The 24,836-nt window shown below is 66.5% G+C and carries 23 protein-coding genes; 11 read left to right on the top strand and 12 right to left on the bottom strand.

Translation table 11 applies throughout. The annotated features are described in order from the left end of the window. Positions 1–4: 4 nt before the first annotated feature. A complete protein-coding gene (locus tag U1839_RS14385) occupies positions 5–196 on the top strand; it encodes a DUF1289 domain-containing protein (RefSeq protein ID WP_332804301.1) in 192 nt (63 codons plus the stop codon). A 147-nt stretch (positions 197–343) separates the two neighbouring features. Here U1839_RS14385 and U1839_RS14380 read toward each other — a convergent pair whose 3' ends face one another. From U1839_RS14380 to U1839_RS14325, 12 genes are all read right to left on the bottom strand, one after another. Further along, positions 344–976: a glutathione S-transferase family protein gene (locus U1839_RS14380; protein ID WP_332804300.1), complete on the bottom strand. Its 633-nt coding sequence runs from the start codon at positions 974–976 to the stop codon at positions 344–346. Between the two features lie 76 nt (positions 977–1,052). Beyond that, positions 1,053–2,498, bottom strand: coding sequence for a TadE/TadG family type IV pilus assembly protein (locus tag U1839_RS14375; RefSeq protein WP_332804299.1), 1,446 nt, complete (start codon positions 2,496–2,498; stop codon positions 1,053–1,055). Beyond that, positions 2,495–3,031, bottom strand: a complete 537-nt coding sequence (locus U1839_RS14370; protein WP_332804298.1) for a TadE/TadG family type IV pilus assembly protein — start codon at positions 3,029–3,031, stop codon at positions 2,495–2,497. The genes U1839_RS14375 and U1839_RS14370 overlap by 4 nt, the downstream gene beginning before the upstream one ends. Further along, on the bottom strand, positions 3,028–3,540 hold the full coding sequence (locus tag U1839_RS14365) for a TadE/TadG family type IV pilus assembly protein (protein WP_332804297.1): 513 nt from the start codon (positions 3,538–3,540) through the stop codon (positions 3,028–3,030). The genes U1839_RS14370 and U1839_RS14365 overlap by 4 nt, the downstream gene beginning before the upstream one ends. A gap of 398 nt (positions 3,541–3,938) precedes the next feature. Continuing rightward, positions 3,939–4,358: a dienelactone hydrolase family protein gene (locus tag U1839_RS14360; RefSeq protein WP_332804296.1), complete on the bottom strand. Its 420-nt coding sequence runs from the start codon at positions 4,356–4,358 to the stop codon at positions 3,939–3,941. Positions 4,359–4,544: 186 nt separating this feature from the next. Further along, positions 4,545–5,627: an MBL fold metallo-hydrolase gene (locus tag U1839_RS14355; protein WP_332804295.1), complete on the bottom strand. Its 1,083-nt coding sequence runs from the start codon at positions 5,625–5,627 to the stop codon at positions 4,545–4,547. A 61-nt stretch (positions 5,628–5,688) separates the two neighbouring features. Beyond that, the gene (locus tag U1839_RS14350; RefSeq protein WP_332804294.1) at positions 5,689–6,375 is read right to left on the bottom strand and encodes a cell cycle transcriptional regulator TrcR; all 687 of its coding nucleotides are present in this window, start codon (positions 6,373–6,375) and stop codon (positions 5,689–5,691) included. A 181-nt stretch (positions 6,376–6,556) separates the two neighbouring features. Continuing rightward, positions 6,557–7,579: a glycosyltransferase family 4 protein gene (locus U1839_RS14345; protein ID WP_332804293.1), complete on the bottom strand. Its 1,023-nt coding sequence runs from the start codon at positions 7,577–7,579 to the stop codon at positions 6,557–6,559. A gap of 112 nt (positions 7,580–7,691) precedes the next feature. Next, positions 7,692–8,579 (bottom strand): UDP-2,3-diacylglucosamine diphosphatase, encoded by an 888-nt coding sequence (locus U1839_RS14340; protein ID WP_281128914.1) that lies wholly within the window; start codon positions 8,577–8,579, stop codon positions 7,692–7,694. An 83-nt stretch (positions 8,580–8,662) separates the two neighbouring features. Then, positions 8,663–9,280 (bottom strand): glutathione S-transferase family protein, encoded by a 618-nt coding sequence (locus U1839_RS14335; RefSeq protein WP_332804292.1) that lies wholly within the window; start codon positions 9,278–9,280, stop codon positions 8,663–8,665. 117 nt (positions 9,281–9,397) lie between these two features. Next, the gene (locus U1839_RS14330) at positions 9,398–9,979 is read right to left on the bottom strand and encodes a hypothetical protein (protein ID WP_332804291.1); all 582 of its coding nucleotides are present in this window, start codon (positions 9,977–9,979) and stop codon (positions 9,398–9,400) included. Between the two features lie 69 nt (positions 9,980–10,048). Beyond that, a complete protein-coding gene (locus U1839_RS14325; protein ID WP_332804358.1) occupies positions 10,049–11,026 on the bottom strand; it encodes an NAD(P)H-quinone oxidoreductase in 978 nt (325 codons plus the stop codon). Between the two features lie 88 nt (positions 11,027–11,114). Between U1839_RS14325 and U1839_RS14320 the strand changes: the two genes are divergently transcribed. From U1839_RS14320 to U1839_RS14275, 10 genes are all read left to right on the top strand, one after another. Further along, the gene (locus U1839_RS14320; protein WP_332804290.1) at positions 11,115–11,312 is read left to right on the top strand and encodes a DUF1192 domain-containing protein; all 198 of its coding nucleotides are present in this window, start codon (positions 11,115–11,117) and stop codon (positions 11,310–11,312) included. Between the two features lie 127 nt (positions 11,313–11,439). After that, a complete protein-coding gene (gene clpA, locus U1839_RS14315) occupies positions 11,440–13,761 on the top strand; it encodes an ATP-dependent Clp protease ATP-binding subunit ClpA (RefSeq protein ID WP_332804289.1) in 2,322 nt (773 codons plus the stop codon). Positions 13,762–14,033: 272 nt separating this feature from the next. Beyond that, complete coding sequence (locus U1839_RS14310; protein ID WP_332804288.1) at positions 14,034–14,735, top strand: VIT1/CCC1 transporter family protein; 702 nt, start codon at positions 14,034–14,036, stop codon at positions 14,733–14,735. A gap of 34 nt (positions 14,736–14,769) precedes the next feature. Continuing rightward, a complete protein-coding gene (locus U1839_RS14305; protein WP_332804287.1) occupies positions 14,770–14,901 on the top strand; it encodes a hypothetical protein in 132 nt (43 codons plus the stop codon). Beyond that, a complete protein-coding gene (locus U1839_RS14300) occupies positions 14,898–17,462 on the top strand; it encodes a cation-translocating P-type ATPase (protein WP_332804286.1) in 2,565 nt (854 codons plus the stop codon). The genes U1839_RS14305 and U1839_RS14300 overlap by 4 nt, the downstream gene beginning before the upstream one ends. Continuing rightward, the gene (locus U1839_RS14295; protein WP_332804285.1) at positions 17,459–18,535 is read left to right on the top strand and encodes an AI-2E family transporter; all 1,077 of its coding nucleotides are present in this window, start codon (positions 17,459–17,461) and stop codon (positions 18,533–18,535) included. Before U1839_RS14300 ends, U1839_RS14295 begins: the two co-directional genes overlap by 4 nt. 116 nt (positions 18,536–18,651) lie before the next feature. After that, on the top strand, positions 18,652–19,335 hold the full coding sequence (locus U1839_RS14290; RefSeq protein ID WP_332804284.1) for an NAD(P)H-dependent oxidoreductase: 684 nt from the start codon (positions 18,652–18,654) through the stop codon (positions 19,333–19,335). Positions 19,336–19,412: 77 nt separating this feature from the next. After that, positions 19,413–21,818, top strand: coding sequence for a phosphoketolase family protein (locus tag U1839_RS14285; protein WP_332804283.1), 2,406 nt, complete (start codon positions 19,413–19,415; stop codon positions 21,816–21,818). After that, positions 21,806–22,843, top strand: a complete 1,038-nt coding sequence (locus U1839_RS14280; RefSeq protein ID WP_332804282.1) for an acetate/propionate family kinase — start codon at positions 21,806–21,808, stop codon at positions 22,841–22,843. The genes U1839_RS14285 and U1839_RS14280 overlap by 13 nt, the downstream gene beginning before the upstream one ends. Before the next feature lie 205 nt (positions 22,844–23,048). Next, on the top strand, positions 23,049–24,812 hold the full coding sequence (locus U1839_RS14275) for a tetratricopeptide repeat-containing sulfotransferase family protein (protein ID WP_332804281.1): 1,764 nt from the start codon (positions 23,049–23,051) through the stop codon (positions 24,810–24,812). Positions 24,813–24,836: the final 24 nt, after the last annotated feature.

The following is a 24,836-nucleotide window of genomic DNA, read 5'->3' as shown; positions in this document are numbered from 1 at the left end:
CCGCATGGACGACAGCTTCATCGAATTCGTGCCGGTGCGGCGCATCGTCAGCCCGTGCATCAATATCTGCGAGATCGACCCGCGCGACCGGCTGTGCCGCGGCTGCGCGCGCACCACCGACGAGATCGCCGGCTGGTCGAGCGGCACCGACGCATGGCGCGCCGCGGTAATGCGCGAGCTGCCGGGTCGGCGGTAAAGTCTAGAGCAGTAGATCTAAACCGTTCGTGCTGAGCTCGTCGAAGCACTGTTCTTTCTACGGTCGAAAAGAAGAACAGCCCTTCGACAAGCTCAGGGCGAACGGAAATAATAAGATGATCCAGACTTAACGCGCGGAACTCTGGCGCTAGGCGCTCGCCGGCTCCGGCGCGGGCATCAGCGCATTGTCGATCTCCGTCGCGCGCTTATAGGCATCGCGCGCCATGACGCGATCGCCATAGGCGATGAACGCATCGCGCTTCGGCAAGGTGCCGAACTGCATCCCCCAGCCGATCTGCGCGCCGACATAGACATCGGCGGCGGTGAAGCGGTCGCCGGCGAAATAGGGGTGCACCGCGACAGCCTTTTCGAGCACGTCGACGACGCGGTCGAGACTGCCATAGCCGGCCATGCGCTGCTGCTGCTCGGTCGGCGTCAGGCCCATCGAGGTGTTGGTGATCGCCTGTTCGACCGGCCCCGCCGCGAAGAACAGCCAGCGATAATAGGCCGCGCGATCGCTCGTCGCCGGCGCCAGACCCGCCTCGGGGAAAGCGTCGGCAAGATAAGCGCAGATCGCGGCACATTCGGTCACCACCTGTCCGCGGTGAACGATCGCCGGAATCTTGCCCATCGGATTGATCGCCAGATAGGCCGCTTCCTTCAAGGTCGAGGCATAGTCGAGCAGCACCGTCTCATAGGGCGCGCCGACCTCTTCGAGCATCCAGCGAACGATCCGGCCGCGCGACATCGGGTTGGTGTAGAAGATCAGATCGGCAGACATGGTGCATCCCCTCGACTCGCGCCCTAACGAACATAAGTGGAACACGGGGCGACGACCCGGTCAAGATAGCCGACACTTATTGTGTCAGGCGCGCGCTCGCCACGGCCTTCTGGAACAAGGTGCCCAGCGCGGTCGAGATATCGCCGTCGGTCGTCACCTGGTAGAATAACCCCGGCGACGCGCAGGCGGTGAGCGCCGGGGTGATCAGGTCGTTTGGCGACAGATAAGGCGTCTTCACATTGGCGATCGACCAGCTGTCGGAAGCCGACGCCGGCAGATATTGCGTGTCGAGAATCGCGATGCGGATGCCGCGATTCTTGATCGCGGTGCACTGGCTGGTCGGGATCGGCCCGATATAGCGTGATCCGCCGTTGAGCTCGTCGCGCATGCCATCGGTGATGATGAACAGCATCGCCTGCGGCGTATCGCCGCTATTGTTGGTGCCCAGCCCCGACGCCGCCGGCAGCGTTGCCGATGCGCCGGTAAAGGCGGCGGTGTAATTGGTGCCGGTATCGTTGTCGTTGGAACCGCACACGCGCTGGTTGTTGATGCAATAGGTCACCACCTGCGCATCGCCGACATGCGAACTGACGTTCGACAGGTTGCTGTCGACATTATAGCCGCTCATCGGCACCGTCGGCCATAGCTGGCGATAGGTATAGTCGAAGTCCGACAGACCCATGCGGTAGATTGCATGATTGTTCTGCGCGGTGGTGCTCGCAAGCGTCGTCAGGTCCTGCACCGCGCCGGCGACGAGATCGGTGCGCAGCACGATGTTGGCGTTGCGCGCGACCTGATAATAATCCCAATAGACGCCGTTGACCCGGGGCGTCCCGCCGGGGTCGCTCGACGACGTGTTGCTCTGGTGACAGGCGAACGCACAGCCATTGGTCGCCGCGGTCATCGAGGCAAGGCCGGCACTTGTCGCCGGCAGCAGCATCGATGGAGACGTGTCGATCATGACATAGAAATCGATGTTCGGCGCGACCGCGGAATAGGCCGTCGAACTGCCATGGATCGCCAGCGTCGTCAGCCCGAGGATCCCGCCGAACGCGTTCTGCGAGGTGGCGTGATAGGTGACGGTGGCGGTGCGACTGTAGCTTGCGGTCGTCGCGCTGCTCGACGCCGAACAGGTCGAGGTCGTACCGGTGCCGGTCGGCGTGGCACTGTCGGTGACGCTGATCGCGAGTTGCGTCGGGTCGTTGGCATTGATCGTCAGCCCGGACAGGCCGGTAGACTGGCCGACGAACATGTTCTTCGCGGTCGAACAGGCGGCGTTGCTCGACTGGTTCATCATCGGCCGCGTCACCGCCGCCAGCGCGGCGGCGTCGGCAGCAGCGTTGAGCTTGGTCTGCAGCCGCATCGCGCGGCTATAGTCGATCGCCATGCCGGCCGAGAAGGTCAGCGGGATGATCGACAGGCCGACGATCATCAGCACATTGCCGCGCCGATCGCGGCGCAACGCGCCGGCCGACGTGCATATCGCGCGCCACAGGCGCCGGGGCTTGGCGATCAGGGTCATGACATCGTCACCGCCGAGGAAATGCGCGGTCGCATATAGATGGTGTCGCCAAGACTCAGCGGACCGACCACACCGAACGACATCGCCGGGACATAGGCATAGGTCACCTCGGCAACGATCGAATAGGTGCCGCTGGTGACCAGATTGGGGTTGGCGGTAAAGGTCGCACCGGCCGTATGCGGCGTCACCGTACCGGTCGCCTGGCTCCACACGATCTTCGTGACGTTGTTGTTGTCGGTGTAGAGTTCGGAGACGATGATCGTCGCCTTGCTCGTATCATAGGGTGCCATGATCTGGGCCGAGGCATTGAGGATCGTCGCTTCCGACGCGCTGGTCACCGTCGCATATTGCGAGGTGAGATCGGCCACCGAACGCGCGGTGATCGTCACCTTGCGGTTACAGCCCACCGCGTCGGAGACCTGATAGGTGCCGAGATAGAGCAGGATGAGGAACGGCGCGGTGAGCGCGAACTCGACCAGCGCGATGCCGCGCTGTTCGCGCCGCAAGCGTCGCAATGTCTGCGCGAACGTCATGAAAAGGGCTCGGTCTTGGCGACCGACGTCGCCATCAGCAATCGCTGGCCGTTACCGAGCGTGGCGAGATTCATCCCCAGCGGGCCGGTCGGCACCTTCCAGATGTACATCAGCCGGATGATGACGATGTCGCCGGCATTGCCCGGCGTGTAGGCGAAGCTGTTCGAGACATTGCCATGGCTGTCGAAGGTGATGGTCGGCGCGCCGGTGTTGATCGCGGTGAACGAACTGGAGCTCTGAACGTCGACCAGCAGATTGGCGCACTTCATGAACGGCGGCAGCGCGTTGCACGCGGCCTGCTTGAACTGGGCGGCGGTATAGCCCCCGCTTTGCGCCTGCCCGGTCATCAGCACGCGCGACGTCGCCTCGGTGGCGGTTTCCAGCCCTTCCTGCGCGAAATAGACCGTGCTGGTAACGAGAATGGCCATCAACAGCGCCATCAGCGGCGCGGCGACAAAGGCGAATTCGAGAATCGTGGCACCACGCTGGTCGGCATGGAGCGCGTGCAAAGCCCCCCGCCCCGGAAGCGGGCGGCTCGATCCGACATGGGCTCGCATGCGCCATTGCATCTCGATGGGCTAGGCGGATTCGCCTAAATGCAAAGTAAATTTAAGCCGTAAAAAGAAAAATAAGCTTATGAAAGAGGCGACATTTTCGCTTCATTTTCCTGTCAGATTTGACATCGATTAATAAAGATCACGATAAAGTTTGAGTTATAGTGCTTAATATTTTATATAAATACGCCGTAAACCTGAAAGTAAGGGCGCAAAAATCAAGTATTTGCGCCGCACCAAAGCGTGATTAAATAAAAACGGCGCCGTGGAGCTTGCCCCGCCGCGCCGTCTCTATGACGATGAAGGGGCGGGCAACGTGCACGCCCTTGTCGTGGCGTCGAAGCGGGCGTCGATCAGGCGGTAACGATCACCACCCGGCCATTGCCGTTCATCATCCGCTTCAATCCCGGCAGTGCGCGCATCACCTCGGCAACCTTGGCCTCACGTCCCGCGCCCGCCGATGCCTTGCCTTGCGCCTTGGCAAGGTCCGGGGCGATGGCGAGATAACCCCGGCCGGCATAGCGCAGCGCCACATCCTCGGCAGTCGCGCCATTGGTTGGCATCACCAACACGACGTCGAGGTCGGTCTTGCCCTTGGGCGCGGCAAACAGGCCAGTGATCATCGTGCCGTTACGAAGCTCGTAACGCGCGCGAAGGGTGCGCAAACCCGCATCGTCGCCCTTGATCGCAGCCATTGCCGGCGCGGCCATGACACCCGCCGCCCCGAGCGCGGCGGCACTGCCGAGAAATTTGCGGCGATCGATGGCGTCCATTGCACCATTCACCGTTTCGCGCCCATTTTGCATGAAATTCCCCCCATTTACGTCCAAATTTGCCCCGATATAGAACCATAATGGTGCCAACTGATCAAGGCCGGTAACAAATCATTCACCACAATACGGGACAGATCGCGCTGCTCGCGTCGTGGCTGCTCCGGCAAATTCGATCGCAATCGGCCGCTACGCGGCGGCGAACCACCACACGCCGTCACGCGTCTCGCGGCGCGCCCGACCCTCGATTTCGAGCCGCCGAAGATGCGACATGGCTTCGCCCGTCGCCATGCCGAGCATGTCCTGCCCGATCGCGCGGCGGAACAGCCGCCCGAAGCAGTCGACGGCACGTCGCGGCTCGGCGAGAAAAATCTCGAGTTCGTCGAGCCGCGCGCGATGTTCGGTGTCGAGCGCTTCGAGCCGTGCATGGAGCCCGTGGAACGGGTCGCCATGCCCCGGCAGTACGAGCAGATCATGCGGCAACTGCTTGAGCTTCGCGATCGAATCGAGCCACTCGCCGAGCGGATCGGCGTCCGGCTCGGTCGCCCCAAGCGAGACGTTGGGGCTGATCCGCGGCAATACCTGGTCGCCGGCGACGAACAGGCCGTCGCGCTCGTTGAGCAAACAGGCATGTTCGGGGCTGTGGCCCGAACCGGTGACGATGCGCCACGGCGTGCCGCCGATCGTCATCTCGTCACCATCCTTGATGCGGCGATAGCCCATCGGCATCGGCGTGACGATGCGGCGGAAGCCCGACCAACCGCTCTTCGCCGCCTCCGCGATCTGCTCCTCGCTCCAGCCGGCGCCGATGCGAAACGCCGTCACTTCGTCGGGCACCGCGTCGCGCGCATCGGCGACGATGAACTTGGCGGTGAGCCATTCGCCGCGCGTCATTACCAGCGGCGCGGCGTGATGGTCGCACATCCAGCCGGCAAGGCCGATATGGTCGGGGTGGAAGTGCGTGCCGATCACCTGCGTCACGCGCGTGCCGGCGAGCGGGCCGCGCCACACCGCCTTCCACGCCTCACGCGCGGCGGGCAGGTTCATGCCGGTATCGACCAGCGCAACGCCGTCATCGTCGTCGATCAGCCAGCAATTGATGTGCTTGAGCGGCCCCGGGACGACCAGCCGCACCCAGCGCACGCCCGGGGCGACGGTCATGACGTCGCCGCTGGCCGGCTCGACCCCGCCGAACTTGTAGGTCAGGCCTTTATGGCTGGTCGCCGTGAAACTCTCGTCGAGCGGCGAAATGGCGGATGACGTTCTGGACATACGTTGCGAGTAGCAACGGAACTCGCCCGACGCCAGCCGCCGAATTCGAACCGCCGCCGGATCAGCGCTTGAACAGATTCTCCGCGGTCGGCTCGGCCTTGACCGGGACGACCACGCCGTCCTCGCCCATCGCCTCGGCGTCGCGTGCCGCCTGCTCGCGCTGGGTGCGCAGCTCGGCGATCAGCGCCTCGCGATCGCCCTCGAGCCGCGTATCGACCGGCGCCTCGAGACCGGCCGACTTGGCTGCCTTCGACACGGCGGCGTCGAGCTCGCGCTGCGTCGTCAGGCCGAGCGTGACCGGATCTTTCGGGGTGATGTTGGCGATGTTCCAATGGCTGCGGTCGCGGATCGCGGCAATCGTCGTGCGCGTCGTGCCGATCAGGTTGGAGATCGCACCGTCGGTGATTTCGGGATGATTGCGGATGATCCACGAAATGCCGTCGGGCTTGTCCTGGCGCTTCGACACCGGCGTGTAGCGCGGGCCCTTGGTGCGGCGGATCTGCTCCGGCCCCTTGGTCATGCGCAGGCGGTAATCGGCGTTGGCCTGGCCCTTTTCGATTTCCTCGAGCGTCAGTTCATGCGCGCGCACCGGGTCGCGGCCGGTCAGCTTGGTCGCGGCGGTGTCGTCGGCGATCGCCTGCACCTCGAGGATGTGCAAACCGCAGAAATCGGCGATCTGCTCGAAGCTGAGCGCGGTATTGTCGACCAGCCAGGATGCGGTCGCGTGGGGCATGAGCGGCTGAGCCACGACGGGGGGACCTTTCAGAAACAATAAGGGCCGCCCCTTCCCGGAGCGGCCTGTCACGGGTCGCGATCTAATGCTTGTGGCGCCCAAGGGCAAGGAAAGAGGTGATCATGCGCCGCGCCCGACCTCGCCACCGCGCGCCGGCCCGGTCGACGACCGTTGCGCGCGCGGAAAAAGCAACGGGTCAGGCCGCGATCGCCTCGTCGATCACCGGCACCAGCGCGGACAGGAACTGTCGCGCGCTCGCTTCCCAGGTGAAGCCCGCGCCATAGGCGGCGCACGCCGCGCGGTCGCGGGTCAGCGCCTCGGCAATCGCCACGGTGAGATCCTCGTTCATTGCGCCGACCGACGGCACCAGCACGTCGACCGGCCCGGTCACTGGATAGGCCGCGACCGGCACGCCGCAGGCGAGCGCCTCGATCATCACCAGCCCGAACGTGTCGGTGCGGCTGGGAAAGACGAAGACATCGGCGGCGGCATAGGCCACGGCGAGGTCCACGCCGAAACGCGGCCCGAGAAAATGAGCATCGGGAAAGCGCGCGGCAAGCGCCGACCGCGCCGGGCCGTCTCCGACGACGACCTTGGTCCCGGGATGATCGGCCGACAGAAATGCCTCGATATTCTTCTCGATCGCAACGCGGCCGACATAGAGCTGGATCGGCCCGGGCAGCGCGGCAATCGCGGGATCGGGCGCGATGTCGGCGCCGAACAGCGCGAGATCGACCCCCCTGCCCCAATGCCGCACATGGTGCAGACCGTGGCGATGCAGCACCGCGGCGATCGATGGGGTCGAGGCGAGGATCGCCTGCGCCGGGCCATGGAACCAGCGGATATAGCGCCAGATCCATTCCGGGTTCACGCCCGTCCGCGCCGCGACATAATCGGGAAATTGCGTGTGATAGGCGGTGGTGAAGGGAAAATCGCGCGCCAGGCACCAGCGCCGCGCGGCAAGGCACACCGGCCCCTCGGTCGCGAGATGCACCGCATGCGCATCGAACTCCTCGAGCATCCGCCCGACCGCACCGGTGCCGGCAAAGGCGAGGCGGATTTCCGGGTAGGTCGGGCACGGCACCGAGGCGAACAGATCGGGCGAGATGACCAGCACGCGGTGGCCGAGCCGTTCGAGTTCGGCGCGGGTCGCCTGCAAGGTGCGGACCACACCATTGACCTGCGGACTCCAGGCGTCGGTGACGATAGCGATACGCATCACGGCCTCCGGTGGCGGAACGGGGTGAGGAGCGTTGTCGTTGCGCGCACGCCAGCGCCCCGACAGCGCCCGCAGCGAGCGACGGAAGCGATAGCCGCGCGGCAAGCGATGGCTACGCCGCAAGCGCGGTGACCGTCGCACCGACGGCCGGGGTTGCGCGCGCCGCAATCTCGTCGGCCCAGTGCAGCAATTCCATCCGGCCATCATGATGCTCGACCAGCGCGGTGCAGCCTTCGACCCAGTCGCCGTCATTATAATATTCGATGCCGTTGATGTCGCGCATCTCGGCGGTGTGAATGTGGCCGCACACCACGCCCTGCACCCCGCGAATGCCGGCCTCATGCGCGACGACATCCTCGTAATGCGAGATGAACTCCACCGACTTCTTCACCTTGGCCTTGGCGTGCTTCGACAGCGACCAATAGGGCATGCCGAAGGTGCGGCGGAAGGTGTTGAGCCAGCGGTTGAGGGCCATCAAGATGGTGTAGGCGGCGTCGCCGACATGCGCGAGCCAGCGATGCGCCAGCGTGATCGCGTCGAATTCGTCGCCATGCAGCACGAGCAGCCGGCGGCCATCGGCGGTCTGGTGGATCGCCTTGCGGCGGATCTCGACGCCGCCGAAATCGAGCCCCGAAAACTGCCGGAACACCTCGTCATGGTTACCGGGAATGTAGATCACGCGTGTTCCACGCTTGGCGCGCTTGAGCAGGCGCCACACCACATCGTTATGCGCCGCGGGCCAGAAGAACTTCTTCTTGAGGCGCCAGCCGTCGATGATGTCGCCGACGAGATAAAGCATCTCGCTGTCGACATGGTCGAGAAAGTCGATCAGCATTTCGGCGTTGCAACCGCGCGTACCGAGATGAATGTCGGAAATCCAGATCGTGCGATATTGCTGGCGACCGGCGACGCGACGTTCGGGATATACTGGTTGCGAGTGAGCGAATTCGGCAAGATCGGTTATGCCGTTGTCCATCGCGACCCTGGTAATGGCATCCATGATTTGCGCCTACCCCACCTCAATGATGAAGGCGCTATGACGACCAATTGTGACAGGGTGATTCCGATCGCGTGACGGCAATGTTACAATGTTATAGGAATATGCCCGGGTTGCGCGGCCACGCGGGCGAGCCACGCCTGCACCGCCGGGAAGCGCGCGAGCCGAAAACCGCCATCCTCCGCGACGTGCGTATAGGCGTAGAGCACGATATCGGCGAGCGTGAAGCGGCCCGCGGCGAGCCAGTCGGTCTTGCCGAGATGCTCGTCCATCAGCGCCAGCGCCGCCTCGCCGGCGGCGCGCTTGCCCGGCAGTTGCGCGCGCTGCAGCTCGGTGAAATGCGCCTCGCCGATCCACCCGAACCAGAAGCGCAGCGTCGCGACATTGGGTTCGTGGTTATACTGTTCCCAGAACATCCAGCGCAGCATGTCGGCGCGGTCGAAGCGGTCGGTCGGGATCAGGTGCGAGCCATCGGCGAGATAAAAGGCCGCGGCATTGCTCTCGGGCAGGAAATCGTCGCCGACCTGCAGCACCGGAATGCGGCCATTGGCGTTGACGGTGTCGAGAAAATGCGTGCTGCGCGTCGCGCCGGCCATGATGTCATATTCGCGCCGTTCGAGCGGGATGCCGAGATGCGCCGCGGTCAGGCGGATCTTGTAGCAGTTCCCCGAGGCAGCATATTCGTGGAGGATGAGGTCGGACATGGTTGCTCCCCTGCTGGCGCCATCTTCATCGCAGCCGGGCGCGCCGGGTCAAATCGAAACGGCCGGACGATCGATCAGCGGAGCTTATGACGCGCTGCGCACGGCTACCCCATCCGCTCAGATCACCCCCGCCGCCTCGCGTCGGTGGCGCGCCGCGACCGCCTCGAACCAGCCGTAACCGGCGAGCGCGAGGAAAAACAACCAGCCCCAATAATAGCGCCACAGCGGCGGGACACCGTGGATCGGGAAGGGCACCCCGGCACGTTTCTCGACACCGGCCCAACCCTCCGGCGTCAGTGCGATTGTTTCGAAATAGTTGCCGCGGTCGCGGTAGATCACCCAGCTCTCGTCGGTCAGGCCGGCGAACGGCATGCCGAACGCATCCTTCTCGCGCAGCGAATAGCCGACCATCAGCGGCGCGTCCTTGGGCGTGGCAGGGGTCAGCGCGGGCAGTTCGATGCCGGGCTTGTGCTCATATTTCCACGATACCGTGCCGGCATTGTCGACCCAGCTCGCCAGCACCTGCGCATCGGCCTTGGCCGGCAGCGGCGCGACCTCGGCGACCCACGACCGGTCGGTCATCAGGATCGGCTTGCGCGACAGCTTGATGGTCAGCCCGGTCGCCATCATCAACGCCGCCAGGATGATCGCGCGCAGCACCGCGTCGCGCTTGACCACCGGATCCTGTTCCACCGCCATGCCGCCAATCCCCCCGGAAAGATTCGGCGGCAACTTACTAGGAAATCGTCGGAAGCCCAGCGCGTAAACTCACATCGTCAGCACGATCTTCCCGACATGGTCGCCGGCTTCCATCCGTTCGTGCGCCGCGGCCGCCTCGGCGAGCGGATAGGTGCGGTCGATCACCGGCCTGAGCTTGCCGTCCTCGACATGCGGCCAGACGGTCCGATGCAGCTCGTCGGCGACCAGCCCCTTGAACGCCGCGTCGCGCGGCCGCAGGGTCGAGCCGGTCAGCGTCAGGCGGCGGCGCATGATCTCGAAGATCGGCACCGTCGCCATCAACCCGCCCTGCACCGCGATCGACACATGGCGGCCGTCTTCGGCGAGGCACTGCATGTTGCGCGGGACATAGTCGCCGCCGACCATGTCGAGCACCACCGCGCAGCCCACGCCGCCGGTGATCGCCTTCACCTCGGCGACGAAATCCTGCGTCTTGTAGTTGATCGCATGATCGGCACCCAGACCCTTCGCGGCGGCGCATTTGTCGTCGGAACCGGCGGTGACGATGATCGTCAGCCCGAAGATATTGGCCAGCGCGATCGCCATCGTGCCGATCCCCGAGGTGCCGCCATGGACGAGCACGGTATCGCCCTCGGTGGCATAACCGCGCTCGAACAAATTGGTCCACACGGTGAACAGCGTTTCGGGGATCGCCGCCGCCTCGATCATGCTCAGCGCATTGGGCACAGGCAGGCACTGGCCGACCGGCGCCACCGCATATTCGGCATAACCCCCGCCGGCGAGCAACGCGCAGACCGGCTGGCCGAGCATCTCGGCCGTGACCCCTTCGCCCAGCGCGACGATCTCGCCCGCCACTTCGAGCCCCGGAATCGACGGCGCGCCCGGCGGCGGCGGATAGCCACCCTTGCGCTGCAGCACGTCGGGCCGGTTGACCCCGGCGGCGGCGACGCGGATCAGCACCTCGCCGACGCCCGGCCGCGGCACCTGGCGCTGCACCACGCGTAGCACCTCAGGTCCGCCCGGCGCCTCCGGGTCGATCGCGTTCATCACGGTCGAAACATTGTTCATCGACTTGTCCGCTATCTGGCCCGCCGCCTTATTGACATCGTGCCACCGCCGGTCAACGTTGCTGGCCATGGATCCTGACGAGTTCCTGCCGAAAAAATCCGGTGACCTGCTCAGCGAGCTGATGCGGCAGGACCTCGATCCGCTGTCGGTGGCCGAGCTCGAGGCGCGGATCGCGGCGCTCGAAGCGGAAATTATCCGGGCGCGCGGCAAAATGGAACGCGCCGTTAACCATCGCGCAAGCGCAGATCAGCTATTTAGAAGATGAGCGCCCCCTGCCCTGGCCGCTATCGCAACCGGGGCGAGTTTCAAGTGCTTGATGCGGACGGTCCGACTTCCGACATGAGAGGAAAGGGCCGTCTGTATCGCTGCGGCCCGCATGGAGTAGATTTGTAATGCCATCTTTTGCCTCCGCGCTCGAAACCACGCTGCACAAGGCCCTCGAGGCCGCATCGTCGCGCCGCCACGAATATGCCACGCTCGAGCATCTGCTGCTCGCGCTGATCGACGACGAGCATGGCTCCAAGGTCATGACCGCGTGCGGCGTCGACACGGCCGAGCTGAAGACCACCGTCGCGCATTATCTCGACACCGAACTCGAGGCGCTGAAGGTCGATGCCGCGACCGATCCGTCGCCGACCTCGGGCTTCCAGCGCGTCGTCCAGCGCGCCATCCTCCATGTCCAGTCCTCGGGCCGCGACGAGGTGACCGGCGCCAATGTGCTCGTCGCGCTGTTCAGCGAGCGCGAAAGCTATGCGGTCTATTTCCTGCAGCAGCAGGACATGAGCCGGCTCGATGCGGTCAGCTTCATCAGCCACGGCGTCGGCAAGGGCGGCACGCCGACCGAGGCCGTCACCCCCAAGGGCGCCGACGACGACGCCAAGAAGGAAAAGGGCGACACCAAGGGCAAGAACGAGTCCGCGCTCAAGCAGTTCTGCGTCGACCTCAACGAGAAGGCGCGCAACGGCAAGGTCGATCCGCTGATCGGGCGCATGGCCGAGGTCGATCGCACGATCCAGATCCTGTGCCGCCGCTCGAAGAACAACCCGCTCTATGTCGGCGATCCCGGCGTCGGCAAGACCGCCATCGCCGAGGGCCTGGCGCGCAAGATCATCGAGGGCGCGGTGCCCGAGGTGCTGCTCCCGGCCGTGATCTATTCGCTCGACATGGGCGCGCTGCTCGCCGGCACGCGCTATCGCGGCGATTTCGAGGAGCGGCTGAAGGCGGTCGTCAACGAGCTCGAAAAGCTGCCCGACGCGATCCTGTTCATCGACGAGATCCACACCGTGATCGGTGCCGGCGCGACCAGCGGCGGCGCGATGGATGCGTCGAACCTGCTCAAGCCGGCCTTGTCGGGCGGCACGATCCGCTGCATCGGCTCGACCACCTACAAGGAATTCCGCAACCATTTCGAGAAGGACCGCGCGCTGCTACGGCGCTTCCAGAAGATCGACGTCAACGAGCCGACGATCGAGGACACGATCAAGATCCTCACCGGCCTGCGCACCGCCTTCGAGCAGCATCACTCGGTCAAGTACACGCCCGACGCGATCAAGTCGGCGGTCGAGCTGTCGGCGCGCTACATCAACGACCGCAAGCTGCCCGACAAGGCGATCGACGTGATCGACGAGGTCGGCGCGATGCAGATGCTGGTGCCGCTGGCCAAGCGCAAGAAGACGATCACCACGCGCGAGATCGAGCAGGTCATCGCCACGATGGCGCGCATCCCGCCGAAATCGGTCTCGGCCGACGACACCAAGGCGCTGGAAAGCCTCGACACCGATCTCAAGCGCGTCGTGTTCGGTCAGAACGCCGCGATCGAGAAGCTCGCCTCGGCGATCAAGCTCAGCCGTGCCGGCCTGCGCGATCCCGACAAGCCGATCGGCAACTATCTGTTCACCGGCCCGACCGGCGTCGGCAAGACCGAGGTCGCGCGCCAGCTGGCGACGATCATGGGCATCCCGCTGCAGCGTTTCGACATGTCGGAATATATGGAGCGCCATTCGGTCAGCCGGCTGATCGGCGCGCCTCCCGGCTATGTCGGCTACGACCAGGGCGGTCTGCTGACCGATGCGGTCGACCAGCAGCCGCATGCCGTGCTGCTGCTCGACGAGATCGAGAAGGCGCATCCCGACCTGTTCAACATCCTGTTGCAGGTGATGGACAACGGCAAGCTCACCGACCACCACGGCAAGACCGTCGATTTCAGGAACATCATCCTGATCATGACGACCAATGCCGGCGCGTCGGACATGGCGCGCGAGACGCTCGGCTTCGGCAACCTCACCCGCGAGGGCGAGGACGAGCAGGCGGTGCAGAAGATGTTCACGCCGGAATTCCGCAACCGGCTCGATGCGATCGTCCCGTTCGGCTATCTGCCGCCGGAAGTCGTGGCGCGCGTGGTCGACAAGTTCATCCTGCAGCTCGAGCTGCAGCTGGCCGACCGCAACGTGCACATCAAGCTCGACGACGAGGCCAAGGCGTGGCTCACCACCAAGGGCTATGACAAGCTCTATGGCGCGCGCCCGATGGGCCGGCTGATCCAGGAAAAGATCAAGCAGCCGCTCGCCGAGGAACTGCTGTTCGGCAAGCTCGTCCATGGCGGCGAGGTGACGGTCAAGCTCAAGGACAACGCCATGTCGTTCGAGGTGGTCGGCGCCCCGCCGAAAAAGCCCAAGAAGAAGGGCAAGGCCGAGGCGACGGTCAAGGCCAAGTGAAATGACGGCGGCGGGTGCGGACGCGCCCGCCGCGCATCCTGTGGGTCAGTCGACATGGCCGCTACGGCTGCTTGTCCTATCCGCTTCGGAAGGGCTGTCGCGGTGAGCCCGGCAGCATCGGACCAGTTGAATCCGGCGTCTATCCCCGCAGGACGTCCGCCAGCAGCGCTGGTGATGGGTAGTTCTGCGTATGGTGCGGCCTTCGTCGATCCGGCAGCGTTCAACCCGACGCCGATGCGCCGCGCGGCGACGGCCCACCGGAGAACGTGACGATGACCAGGCTGCATCTGCATCCCGAGCGACACTTGGTATCGCGGATCGGCTGGCTCCGCGCGGCCGTGCTGGGCGCGAATGACGGTATCGTCTCGACCGCCAGCCTGATCATTGGCGTGGCGGCAGCTGCGGCCAAGCCGGCCGACATCGTGATCGCCGGCGTGGCCGGGCTGGTCGCCGGCGCGATGTCGATGGCGGCGGGAGAATATGTCTCGGTCAGTTCGCAGTCGGACACCGAACACGCCGATCTGGCCCGCGAGCGAGCCGAGTTGGCCGGAGATGTCGAAAGCGAGGTTCGCGAACTGGCCGGCATCTATGCCGCGCGCGGCGTCGATCCGGCGATCGCGGAAACTGTGGCGCGGCAACTGATGGCGAAGGACGCGCTCGGCGCGCATGCGCGTGATGAACTCGGCATATCGGACATGACTACGGCGCGGCCGATCCAGGCGGCGTTCACTTCGGCCGCGACCTTCACCGTCGGTGCCGCCTTGCCATTGCTCATCGTGATCCTGGCACCGCGCGACCTGCTCGTTTCGGTCGAAGCGGTCGCGTCGCTGCTGTTCCTTGCCCTGCTTGGCGGCGTCGGCGCGCGCGCCGGCGGCGCGCCAGTGTGGAAGGCGACGATGCGCGTCACCTTCTGGGGGGCTCTGGCCATGGCGCTGACTGCGGGCATCGGCATGCTGGTCGGGACGGCGGTCTGATGCACTCACCGAGACCTCGTGCGTGGGAGACAAAATGCCTCTTTTCGAGCGATCCGAAGCAACGTTGAAGCCAGTGCCGACCCCGTGCACCTTCGTCCCCGGCGGCGCCAGCCGGGCGATGATCGAATGGCTGCGCCTGCCCCCGCCCCTGCTGCTCGCGCGATGACGGCCGCCGCCATGGCCGGCCTGACCGCCGCAGAGGCGGCAACGCGGCTCGCCGCCGACGGTCCCAACGAACTGCCGCGCGGCGGCCAGCGCTCGATCTTCCGCATCGCGCTCGAGGTGCTGCGCGAGCCGATGCTCGCGCTGCTGCTGGCGGGCGGTGTCGCCTATCTGTTGCTCGGCGATCTTACCGAGGCGCTGATCCTGCTCGCCTTCGCGACCTTTTCCGTCGTCGTCACCGTCGTACAGGAAACGCGCACCGAACATGTGCTGGAGGCACTGCGCGACCTTTCGGCACCGCGCGCGCTGGTCATTCGCGACGGCACGCGCGTGCGGATCGCCGGGCGCGAGGTGGTGCGCGACGATCTGCTCGTGCTCGAACAGGGCGACCGCATCGCCGCCGACGCGCTGCTGGTCGAGGCGACCGACCTGCAGACCGACGAATCGCTGCTCACCGGCGAATCGCTGCCGGTCGGCAAACGCGCGCCCTCTGGCGCGGCACCCGACACGCCGCACCGGCCCGGCGGCGAGGACCAGCCCTATGTCTATTCGGGCACGCTGGTGGCGCGCGGCGGCGGCATCGCCCACGTCGTCGCGACCGGCCCGCGCAGCGAGATCGGCAAGATCGGCCAGTCGCTCGCCACGCTCGACAGCGAGGCGCCGCGCCTGCGCCGCGAGACGACGCGCATCGTCACCTGGTGCGCGTTCGGCGGCGGCGCGGTCGCGCTGCTCGTCGTGCTGCTCTACGGCCTGTTGCGCGGTGGCTGGATCGATGCCGCGCTCGCCGGCATCGCGATCGGCATGTCGATGCTGCCGGAGGAATTTCCCGTCGTGCTGACGGTGTTCCTCGCCATGGGCGCGTGGCGAATCGGTGCCGTCGGGGTGCTGACGCGCCGCGCCGCAGCGATCGAGACGCTCGGCTCGGCGACCGTGCTGTGCACCGACAAGACCGGCACGCTGACCGAAAACCGCATGTCGGTCGCCGAACTCTGGCTGCCCTCGGGCGAAACGATCGCCACCGTCGGCGATGCGCCCGTCCCCGACATCTTCCACGCATTGGTCGAAACCGCCGCGCGCGCCAGCGCCGTCGCACCGAGCGACCCGATGGAAATCGCGCTGCACGATGCGCGCAGCGCCGCCGCGACCGTCGCGCCACAGCCGGGCGCGCTGGCGCATGCCTATGCGCTGCGCCCCGATCTGCTGGCGATGTCCAATGTGTGGGACCATGACGACCAGCTGACGATCACCGCCAAGGGCGCGCCCGAGGCGATCGCCGGCCTGTGCCGCCTGCCGCCCGATGCGCTCACGGCGATGATCGCCGCCGTCGAGGCGATGGCGTCGCGCGGCATCCGCGTGCTCGCGGTCGCCACCGCCATCGCCCCCGACCGTGACTGGGCGGCGTCGCAGCACGACTATCATTATACCCTGTCCGGGCTGGTCGGCCTTGCCGATCCGTTGCGGCCGAGCGTGGCGGCCGCCGTGGCGGAATGTCGCAGCGCGGGCATCCGCGTCGTGATGATTACCGGCGACTATGCCGCGACCGCGCGGTCGATCGCGACCCAGGCCGGCATCGCCGATGGCGACGTGCTGACCGGCGCCGATCTCGCCGCGCTCGACGATGCGCAACTGGCGGAACGGCTGAAGACAGTCACGGTCTTCGCCCGGATCATGCCCGAGCAGAAATTGCGCATCGTCCAGGCGTTCAAGGCAGACGGCGAGGTCGTCGCGATGACCGGCGACGGGGTCAACGACGCGCCCTCGCTCAAGGCCGCGCATATCGGCGTCGCGATGGGCAAGCGCGGCACCGACGTCGCGCGCGAGGCCTCGGCGATCGTGCTGCTCGACGACGATTTCGGCGCGATCGTCCATGCCGTGCGGCTCGGTCGGCGGATCTACGACAATATCCGCAAGGCAATGGCCTTCATCTTCGCCGTGCACGTGCCGATTGCCGGGCTGGCGCTGCTCCCGCTGCTGTTCGGCGCGCCGATCCTGTTCGGGCCGATCCACATCGCGCTGCTCGAAATGGTCATCGATCCGGTCTGCGCGCTGGTGTTCGAGGCCGAGCGCGGCGAGGCCGACCTGATGGAGCGTCCACCACGCGATCCCGCGGAACCTCTCTTCGCGCTGCCGATGATCGCATGGAGCGTGTTCCAGGGCGGCCTCGCCTTTGCCATGCTAACAACGATCTTCTTCGTCGAGCGTTGGTCGGGCATGGCCGAGCAGGAGTTGCGCGCGTTGATGTTCTTCGCGCTGGTTGCCGCGATCCTCGCGCTGATCCTCGTCAACCGCTCGTTCAGCGCCTCGCTCGGCGACGCCTTCCGGCGCCACAATGCCGCGCTGCGCTATGTCGTCGCGGCGGTCTGCGGCGTGACCGCGCTGATCCTGTTCATTCCGGCGGCGCAGAAACTGCTCAAATTCGGCGAGATCGCCTGGCTCGATATGGCGCTCGCACTCGGATCCGGGTTATTGCTGTTGCTCCTGCTCGAGGCCTGCAAGCCGCTGATGAGGTGGATGATGGCAAGACGTCCGGCAAAACCTGCAACAGTGCGGCCCATCGCCGCATGAGTCCGCGCTACGCGATCGATCCGGCACGCGCCTTCCTGTTGTTGCTGGTCGTCGCCGTCACCCTGGCCTTCATCTGGGTCACCGCGCCCTTTTCCGGCGCGATCCTGTGGGGCGTGGTCGCCACCCTGCTGTTCGATCCACTCAACCAGCGCCTGCTGCGCGCGATGCCCGCGCGCCGCAACACCGCCGCCTCGATCACGCTGCTGGTGATCGTCGGGGTGGTGATCGTGCCGGCCATCCTGCTCGCCGTCGCGCTCGTGCGCGAGGCCGGCACGGTCTACGCACGGCTGCGCAGCGGCGACATCGACCCCGGCCGCGCCTTCGTCACCGCCGAGGCGCATCTCCCCGACTGGATCAGGTCCTGGCTGCAGGATGTCGGCCTCAGCGATATCGACGGGGTACGCGCCAAGCTCGGCCAGGGCGTGGCGGACAGCTTCCAGACCATCCTCGCCCAGACCGTCAATCTCGGCCAGAGCGCGCTGGGGTTCTTCGTCGCGCTCACCGTAATGCTCTACATCACCTTCTTCCTGCTGCGCGACGGGCGCCCGCTCGCGACGCGGATCGAGCATGCCATCCCACTGCCGCCGGAACAGCGCGAGGCTTTGTTCGCGCGCTTCATCGCGGTGATCCGCGCGACGATCCGCGGCAGCCTCGTCGTCGCCGTGCTGCAGGGCTCGATCGGCGGCATCACCTTCTGGCTGCTCGGCATTCCCAGCGCGCTGTTATGGGCGATGGCGATGGGGGTCTTCTCGCTCTTCCCCGCGCTCGGCACCGGACTGATCTGGGTCCCGGTCACCATCTATCTGCTGGTGACCGGTTCGGTGTGGCAGGGCATCGTGCTTGGGCTGTGCGGCTTCTTCGTCATCGGCACGGTCGACAATATCGTCCGCCCGATCCTGGTCGGCCGCGACGCGCGCATGCCCGATTATCTCGTGCTGGTCTCGACGATGGGTGGGTTCGAGCTGATGGGTTTCAACGGCTTCGTCGTCGGGCCGCTGATCGCCGGGCTGTTCATGGTCAGCTGGGACATTTTTTCGCCCGCGCCGCGCGGCAAGAAGGCGTTGGGGGAATAGCGCGATGTCCGGCCCCCGAGGCGAAGCAATCGTGTCGCTGACGGAACGAACCGCCATCGGGCGGCGTTGCAAAAATGGCGACCTGCGCCCTTTGTTTTCTGACATGGAGATAACCGATGCCCGCGACTTCCAGCGTGCCTGACGATGCCCCGCGCCATGTCGTTGTGCTCGGCCATCCCTCGCTCGGCAGCTTCAACCACGCCGTCGCGTCGCGCTATTGCGCGGCGGTCAAGGCCTGTGGCCAGCACGCCATCCTGCGCGACCTCTACGCGCTCGATTTCGACCCGCGCCTGCGCGAGGATCGCCGCCCCGGGCGCCAGACCGGCATGTCCGCCGACGTCGCCAACGAGCTGAGCCATCTCCGCGCCGCCGACGTGCTGGTGCTGGTCTACCCGATCTGGTTCGGCATGCCGCCGGCGATCGTGAAGGGTTACATCGACCGCGTGATGGGCGTCGCGCTGACCCCTTCCTCGATCCGCGATCACGTCACCGATTCGGTGTTGCGCAACAAGCGGCTGGCGATCTTTTCGAGCTCGGGCATGACAGCGTCGTGGCTCGACGAACAGGGCCAGCTCGGCGCGCTGCGCCAGGCGTTCGACCAATATCTGATGAGCGTCTTCGGCATGCGATCGGGCGGGCACGTCCATTTCGATGCGATCGTCGAGGGCCTCAAGAAACAGTTCGTCGAGGAGAATCTGTTCACCGTCGAGGAACAGGCGCGCAAGCTGTGCAGCGAGATCCTCGCCGAACGGCATGAGGCCAGGGCCCAGACGGCGATCGGCAACGCCGCCGGCGACTGAACGGCGCTGCGTCAACGGCGTCATGGCCCGGCGCATCGCCCGATCTGCGATCTTCCTCCAGTCCGTCAGGACCCGTCATGACCACGATCACCGAACGCCCGCTTGATCGCCCGCCTGAAGCAACCCCCGCCCCGGACGCGGAGCCGCTGTCGGCCGACCAGTTGCGCCTGATCGACGGCTATTGGCGCGCCGCCAATTACCTGTCGGTCGGCCAGATCTACCTGCGCGCCAACCCGCTGCTCGAACGGCCGCTGGCGCTGGCCGACGTCAAGACCCGGCTGCTGGGCCATTGGGGCACGACGCCCGGCCTCAACCTGCTTTACGCGCACCTCAACCGCGTGATCGTCGCGCATGATCTCAACATGATCGCGGTGATCGGCCCCGGCCATGGCGGCCCCGGCATCGTCGCCAACACCTATCTCGAAGGCTCCTATACCGAGCGCTACCCGGCGATCGAGCGCAGCACCGGCGGGATGGACCGGCTGTTCCGGCAATTCTCCTGGCCCGGCGGCATCCCCAGCCATGTCGCGCCCGAGACGCCGGGGTCGATCCATGAGGGCGGCGAGCTCGGTTATGCGCTGACTCATGCGTACGGCGCGGCGTTCGACAATCCCGAGCTGATCGTCGCCTGCGTGATCGGCGATGGCGAGGCCGAGACCGGGCCGCTGGCGGCCAGCTGGCACGGCAACAAGTTCCTCAACCCTGTCCGCGACGGCGCGGTGCTGCCGATCCTCCACCTCAACGGCTTCAAGATCGCCAACCCGACGATCCTCGCGCGGATCGGCCGCGACGAGCTGACCGAGCTGCTGCGCGGCTATGGCCATGAACCGTTTTTCGTCGTCGGCGACGACCCTGCCGAGGTCCATCAGGCGCTCGCCGCGACGCTCGACACAGTGATTGCGCGCATCAGGACGATCCAGACGGCGGCGCGCGACGGCGGTTGCGACACCGGCCGCCCGCGCTGGCCGATGATCGTGTTGCAGACCCCCAAGGGCTGGACCGGCCCGAAGGTTGTCGATGGCAAGCCGGTCGAGGGCAATTGGCGCTCGCATCAGGTGCCGATCGCCGAATTCGCGACGCCCGGCCATCTCGACCAGCTCGACGCGTGGCTACGCAGCTACCGTGCCGAGGAGCTGTTCGACGAAGGCGGCAAGTTCCGCGCGGACTATGCCGCGCTCGCCCCGACCGGGCATCGCCGCATGGGGTCGAACCCGCACGCCAATGGCGGCGAGCTGCTCGTTCCATTGTGCCTGCCCGATTTCCGCGACTATGCCGTTGCCGTACCCACCGCTGGTTGCGTCAAGGCCGCGGCAACGGCGGTGCTGGGCGGTTATCTACGCGACGTGATGGCCGGCAACATGACCAACTTCCGTCTGTTCGGCCCCGACGAGACTGCCTCGAACCGCTTGCAGGCGGTCTACGCGACGACCGGCAAAGCGTGGATGGCCGAGGTCGAGCCAAACGACACCGACCTGTCGCGCGACGGCCGCGTGATGGAGGTGCTGAGCGAACATCTCTGCCAGGGCTGGCTGGAGGGTTATCTCCTCACCGGCCGCCACGGGCTGTTCTCCTGCTACGAGGCGTTCGTCCACATCGTCGATTCAATGGTCAACCAGCACGCCAAATGGCTCAAGGTCACGCGCCACATCCCGTGGCGCGAGCCGATCGCCTCGCTCAACTATCTGCTGACCTCGCATGTCTGGCGACAGGACCATAATGGCCTGTCGCACCAGGACCCCGGCTTCATCGACCATGTCGCGAGCAAGACGGCGGACGTCGCGCGCATCTACCTGCCGCCCGACGCCAATTGCCTGTTGTCGGTCGCCGATCACTGCCTGCGCAGCCGCGATTATGTGAACGTCATCGTCGCCGGCAAGCAGCCCGAATGGCAATGGCTCGATATCGACGCGGCCGTGCGGCATTGCACGATCGGCGCGGGCATCTGGGACTTTGCCAGCGACGACGGCATCCCCGATGTGGTGATGGCCTGCGCCGGCGACGTGCCGACGCTCGAGACGATGGCGGCGGTGACACTGCTGCGCGGCTATGTTCCCGACATCCGTATCCGCGTCGTCAATGTCGTCGACCTGATGATGTTGCAGCCGCCCTCGGAACATCCGCACGGCCTCGACGACACCGCCTTCGCGGCAATGTTCGGTACCGACATTCCGGTGATCTTCGCCTTTCACGGCTATCCGACGCTGATCCACCGGCTGAGCTACCGCCGCGCCGGGCACGAGCATTTCCACGTCCGCGGCTATAAGGGCGAAGGCACCACGACGACGCCGTTCGACATGGCGGTGCTCAACGACATTGATCGCTACCGCCTCGCGCTCGACGCCATCGAGCGCATCCCGCGCCTGCACGATCGGGTCGAGGCGGAAACCGCGCGCTACTGGACGACGATGGAGCGCCACAAGCTCTACATCGCCGAACAGGGCGATGATCTGCCCGAGGTGCGCGACTGGCAATGGACGCGGTGACGGCGCCGCTGATCCTGACGCTCAACGAAGGATCGTCGTCGATCAAGTTCGCGCTGTTCGCGGCCGGCGACGGCGTGCTGGAGATCGCCGCCGGCAGCGCGGAGGCGGGGCTGGAGACGGCGGCGCTGTTCGACCGCATCGATGCCGCGCGCGGCGGCGCTGCGCTGGCGGCAATCGGGCACCGCATCGTCCATGGCGGGCCAACGCTCGCGCAGCCGGTGCTGATCGATGCCGCAGTGCTCGACCAGCTGCGCGCTGCGACCGCCTTCGCCCCGCTCCACGACCCCGCCGCGCTGGCGCTGATCGCCGCCGCCGCTGCGCGCTACCCCGGCGTGCCGCAGGTGGCGTGCTTCGACACCGGCTTCCACGCCGACCTGCCCGAGATGGCGGCGACGCTGCCCGTTCCGCACGCGCTCCGCGCCGACGGTGTCAGGCGCTACGGCTTTCACGGCCTGTCGTGCCAGTCGATCCTGCGCCAGCTCGGCGATGCCCTGCCCGAACGGCTGGTTATCGCGCATCTCGGCAACGGCGCCAGCGTCACGGCGGTGCGTGCCGGGCATTCGGTCGACACCAGCATGGGGCTGACGCCCTCGGGCGGCGTGATCATGGGCACGCGCGCGGGCGATCTCGATCCGGGTCTGCTGCTCTATCTGATGCGCGTGCGCGGCATGGATGCGGCGACGATCGAGGAACTCATCGACCGCCAGTCCGGCATGCTGGGCATCTCGGGTCTGTCGGGCGACGTCCGAACGCTGCGCGGCTCGGCCGAACCCGCCGCAGCGCTGGCAATCGCGATGTTCTGCCGCTCGGTCGCGCGGCAGGTCGCCGGCATGGCGGTGACGCTGGGCGGGATCGACCTGCTCGTCTTCACCGGCGGCATCGGCGAGCATGATGACGGCGTGCGCGATCAGGTAACCGCGGAGCTGACCGGCGCGGGCCTCCCGATCGGCGGTGTCGCTGTCCTCCCGTCTCGCGAGAATGCCGAGATCGCGCGGGCGGCGCTGGACGTGCTTGGTATCGGCTAAGGGCTTGCGCGATGGACAGGCGCGCTTTCGACCCATAATCGAGGGCGATGATGCGCGCTGTCTGCTCCAGTACCGGAAGCACTTCCCCGGCGAAGGCCGGGGCCCAGTTACGGAGCGTTCATTGCACGAGCGCTGCGCTACCCGACCACAGCCTTCCCAACTGGGCCCCGGCCTTCGCCGGGGAAGTCGAAAGGGGTGACGCGCGATGACCAACCTGCTCACCCAGATCCGCACGCTCAGCGACGCCGGCCATACCGACCAGGCCCGCGCCACAATCCGCGCCGCCGAGCGCCAACCTGCCCTCCCCGCCACCGCCTGGCGCGCGATCGGCGACGCCTGGCATATCATCGGCGACGCGAAGGCCGGCGGCATCGCGCATCTGCGCGCGCTGGAGCTGTCGATCCGCGACCGCGACCTGCTGACCGCCGCCGACGGCCTCGCGCGCAACGACCTGCCCGTCGCCGAGCCGCTGCTCCGCGCGCGCCTGAAGGAACAGCCGACCGACATCGCCGCGATCCGCATGCTCGCAGAGCTCGCCGGGCGGATCGGGCGATATCGCGACGCCGAAAATCTGCTGCGCCGCGCGGTCGAGCTGGCGCCCGACTTCCACGCCGCGCGCGCCAACCTCGCCACCGTGCTGCACCGCCAGAACAAGCCGGTCGAGGCGCTCGCCGAGCTTGATCGCATCGCCGCCACCGGCGCCGACAATGCCAGCCACGACAATCTGCGCGCCGCCGCGCTCGGCCGGCTCGGCGCGTTCGAGGAGGCGATCCAACTCTACGAGCGCATCCTCGCCGAGCATCCCGACCAGCCCAAGGTGTGGATGAGCCACGGCCATGTGCTCAAAACCGTCGGCCGGCTCGACGACAGCATCCATGCCTATCGCCGCGCGCTGTCGCTTGCCCCGACGCTCGGCGAGGTGTGGTGGAGCCTTGCCAACCTCAAGACCGTGCGTTTCGACGATGCCGATATCGCCGCGATGGAGCACGCGCTCGCCGCCGACGGCCTGGCGGCGGAGGACCGCTTCCACCTCGAATTCGCGCTCGGCAAGGCGCATGAGGACCGCCGCGCGCCCGAGGCCGCCTTTGCCTGCTACGACGCCGCCAACCGCCACCGCCGCGCGCTGATCCACTATGACGCGGCCGAGACGACCGCGACGGTCGATCGCATGATCGCGACGCTCACCCCGGCGCTGTTCGATCGCCTGTCCGGCGCGGGCTATGACGCGCCCGACCCGATCTTCATCCTCGGCATGCCGCGCGCCGGCTCGACGCTGATCGAGCAGATCCTCGCCAGCCATTCGCAGGTCGAGGGCACCTCCGAGCTGCCCGACATCCCGGTGCTGGCGGGTCGCATCGCGGATTATCCCGCAGGGCTAAGCACGGCCGAGCCGACGCTGTTGCGCGACCTGGGCGAGCGTTACCTCGATCGCACCCGCGCGCTGCGCCGCGAGGGCAAGCCGCGCTTCATCGACAAGCTGCCCAACAACTGGCTGCACACCGGGCTTATCCACCTGATCCTGCCGCGCGCGACGATCATCGACGCGCGGCGCCACCCGCTCGATTGCTGCTGGTCGAACTTCAAGCAGCATTTCGCGCGCGGCCAGGGCTTCGCCTATGACCTCGTCGATCTCGGCCATTATTATGCCGATTATGTGCGGCTGATGGCGCATGTCGATGCCGTGCTACCGGGGCGCGTCCACCGCGTCATCCATGAGCGGCTGGTCGACGATCCCGAGCGCGAGGTGCGCGCGCTGCTCACCGCCTGCGGCCTGCCGTTCGAGGAGGCGTGCCTGCGCTTTCACGAGAATACCCGGCCGGTCCGCACGCCGAGTTCGGAACAGGTTCGCCGGCCGATTTCGCGCGACGGGATGGATGCGTGGCGCCCGTTCGATCCGTGGCTCGCGCCGCTCCGCGACGCGCTGGGCAAGACGCTGGCCGATTACCCCGACGCGCCGGCTTTCGACTGAATATGTCACCGAAATGACACGCCG

It is taken from the genome of Parasphingomonas halimpatiens (genome assembly GCF_036663795.1).
Lineage (GTDB): Bacteria > Pseudomonadota > Alphaproteobacteria > Sphingomonadales > Sphingomonadaceae > Sphingomonas.
This window is presented reverse-complemented; position numbering and strand designations above follow the sequence as displayed.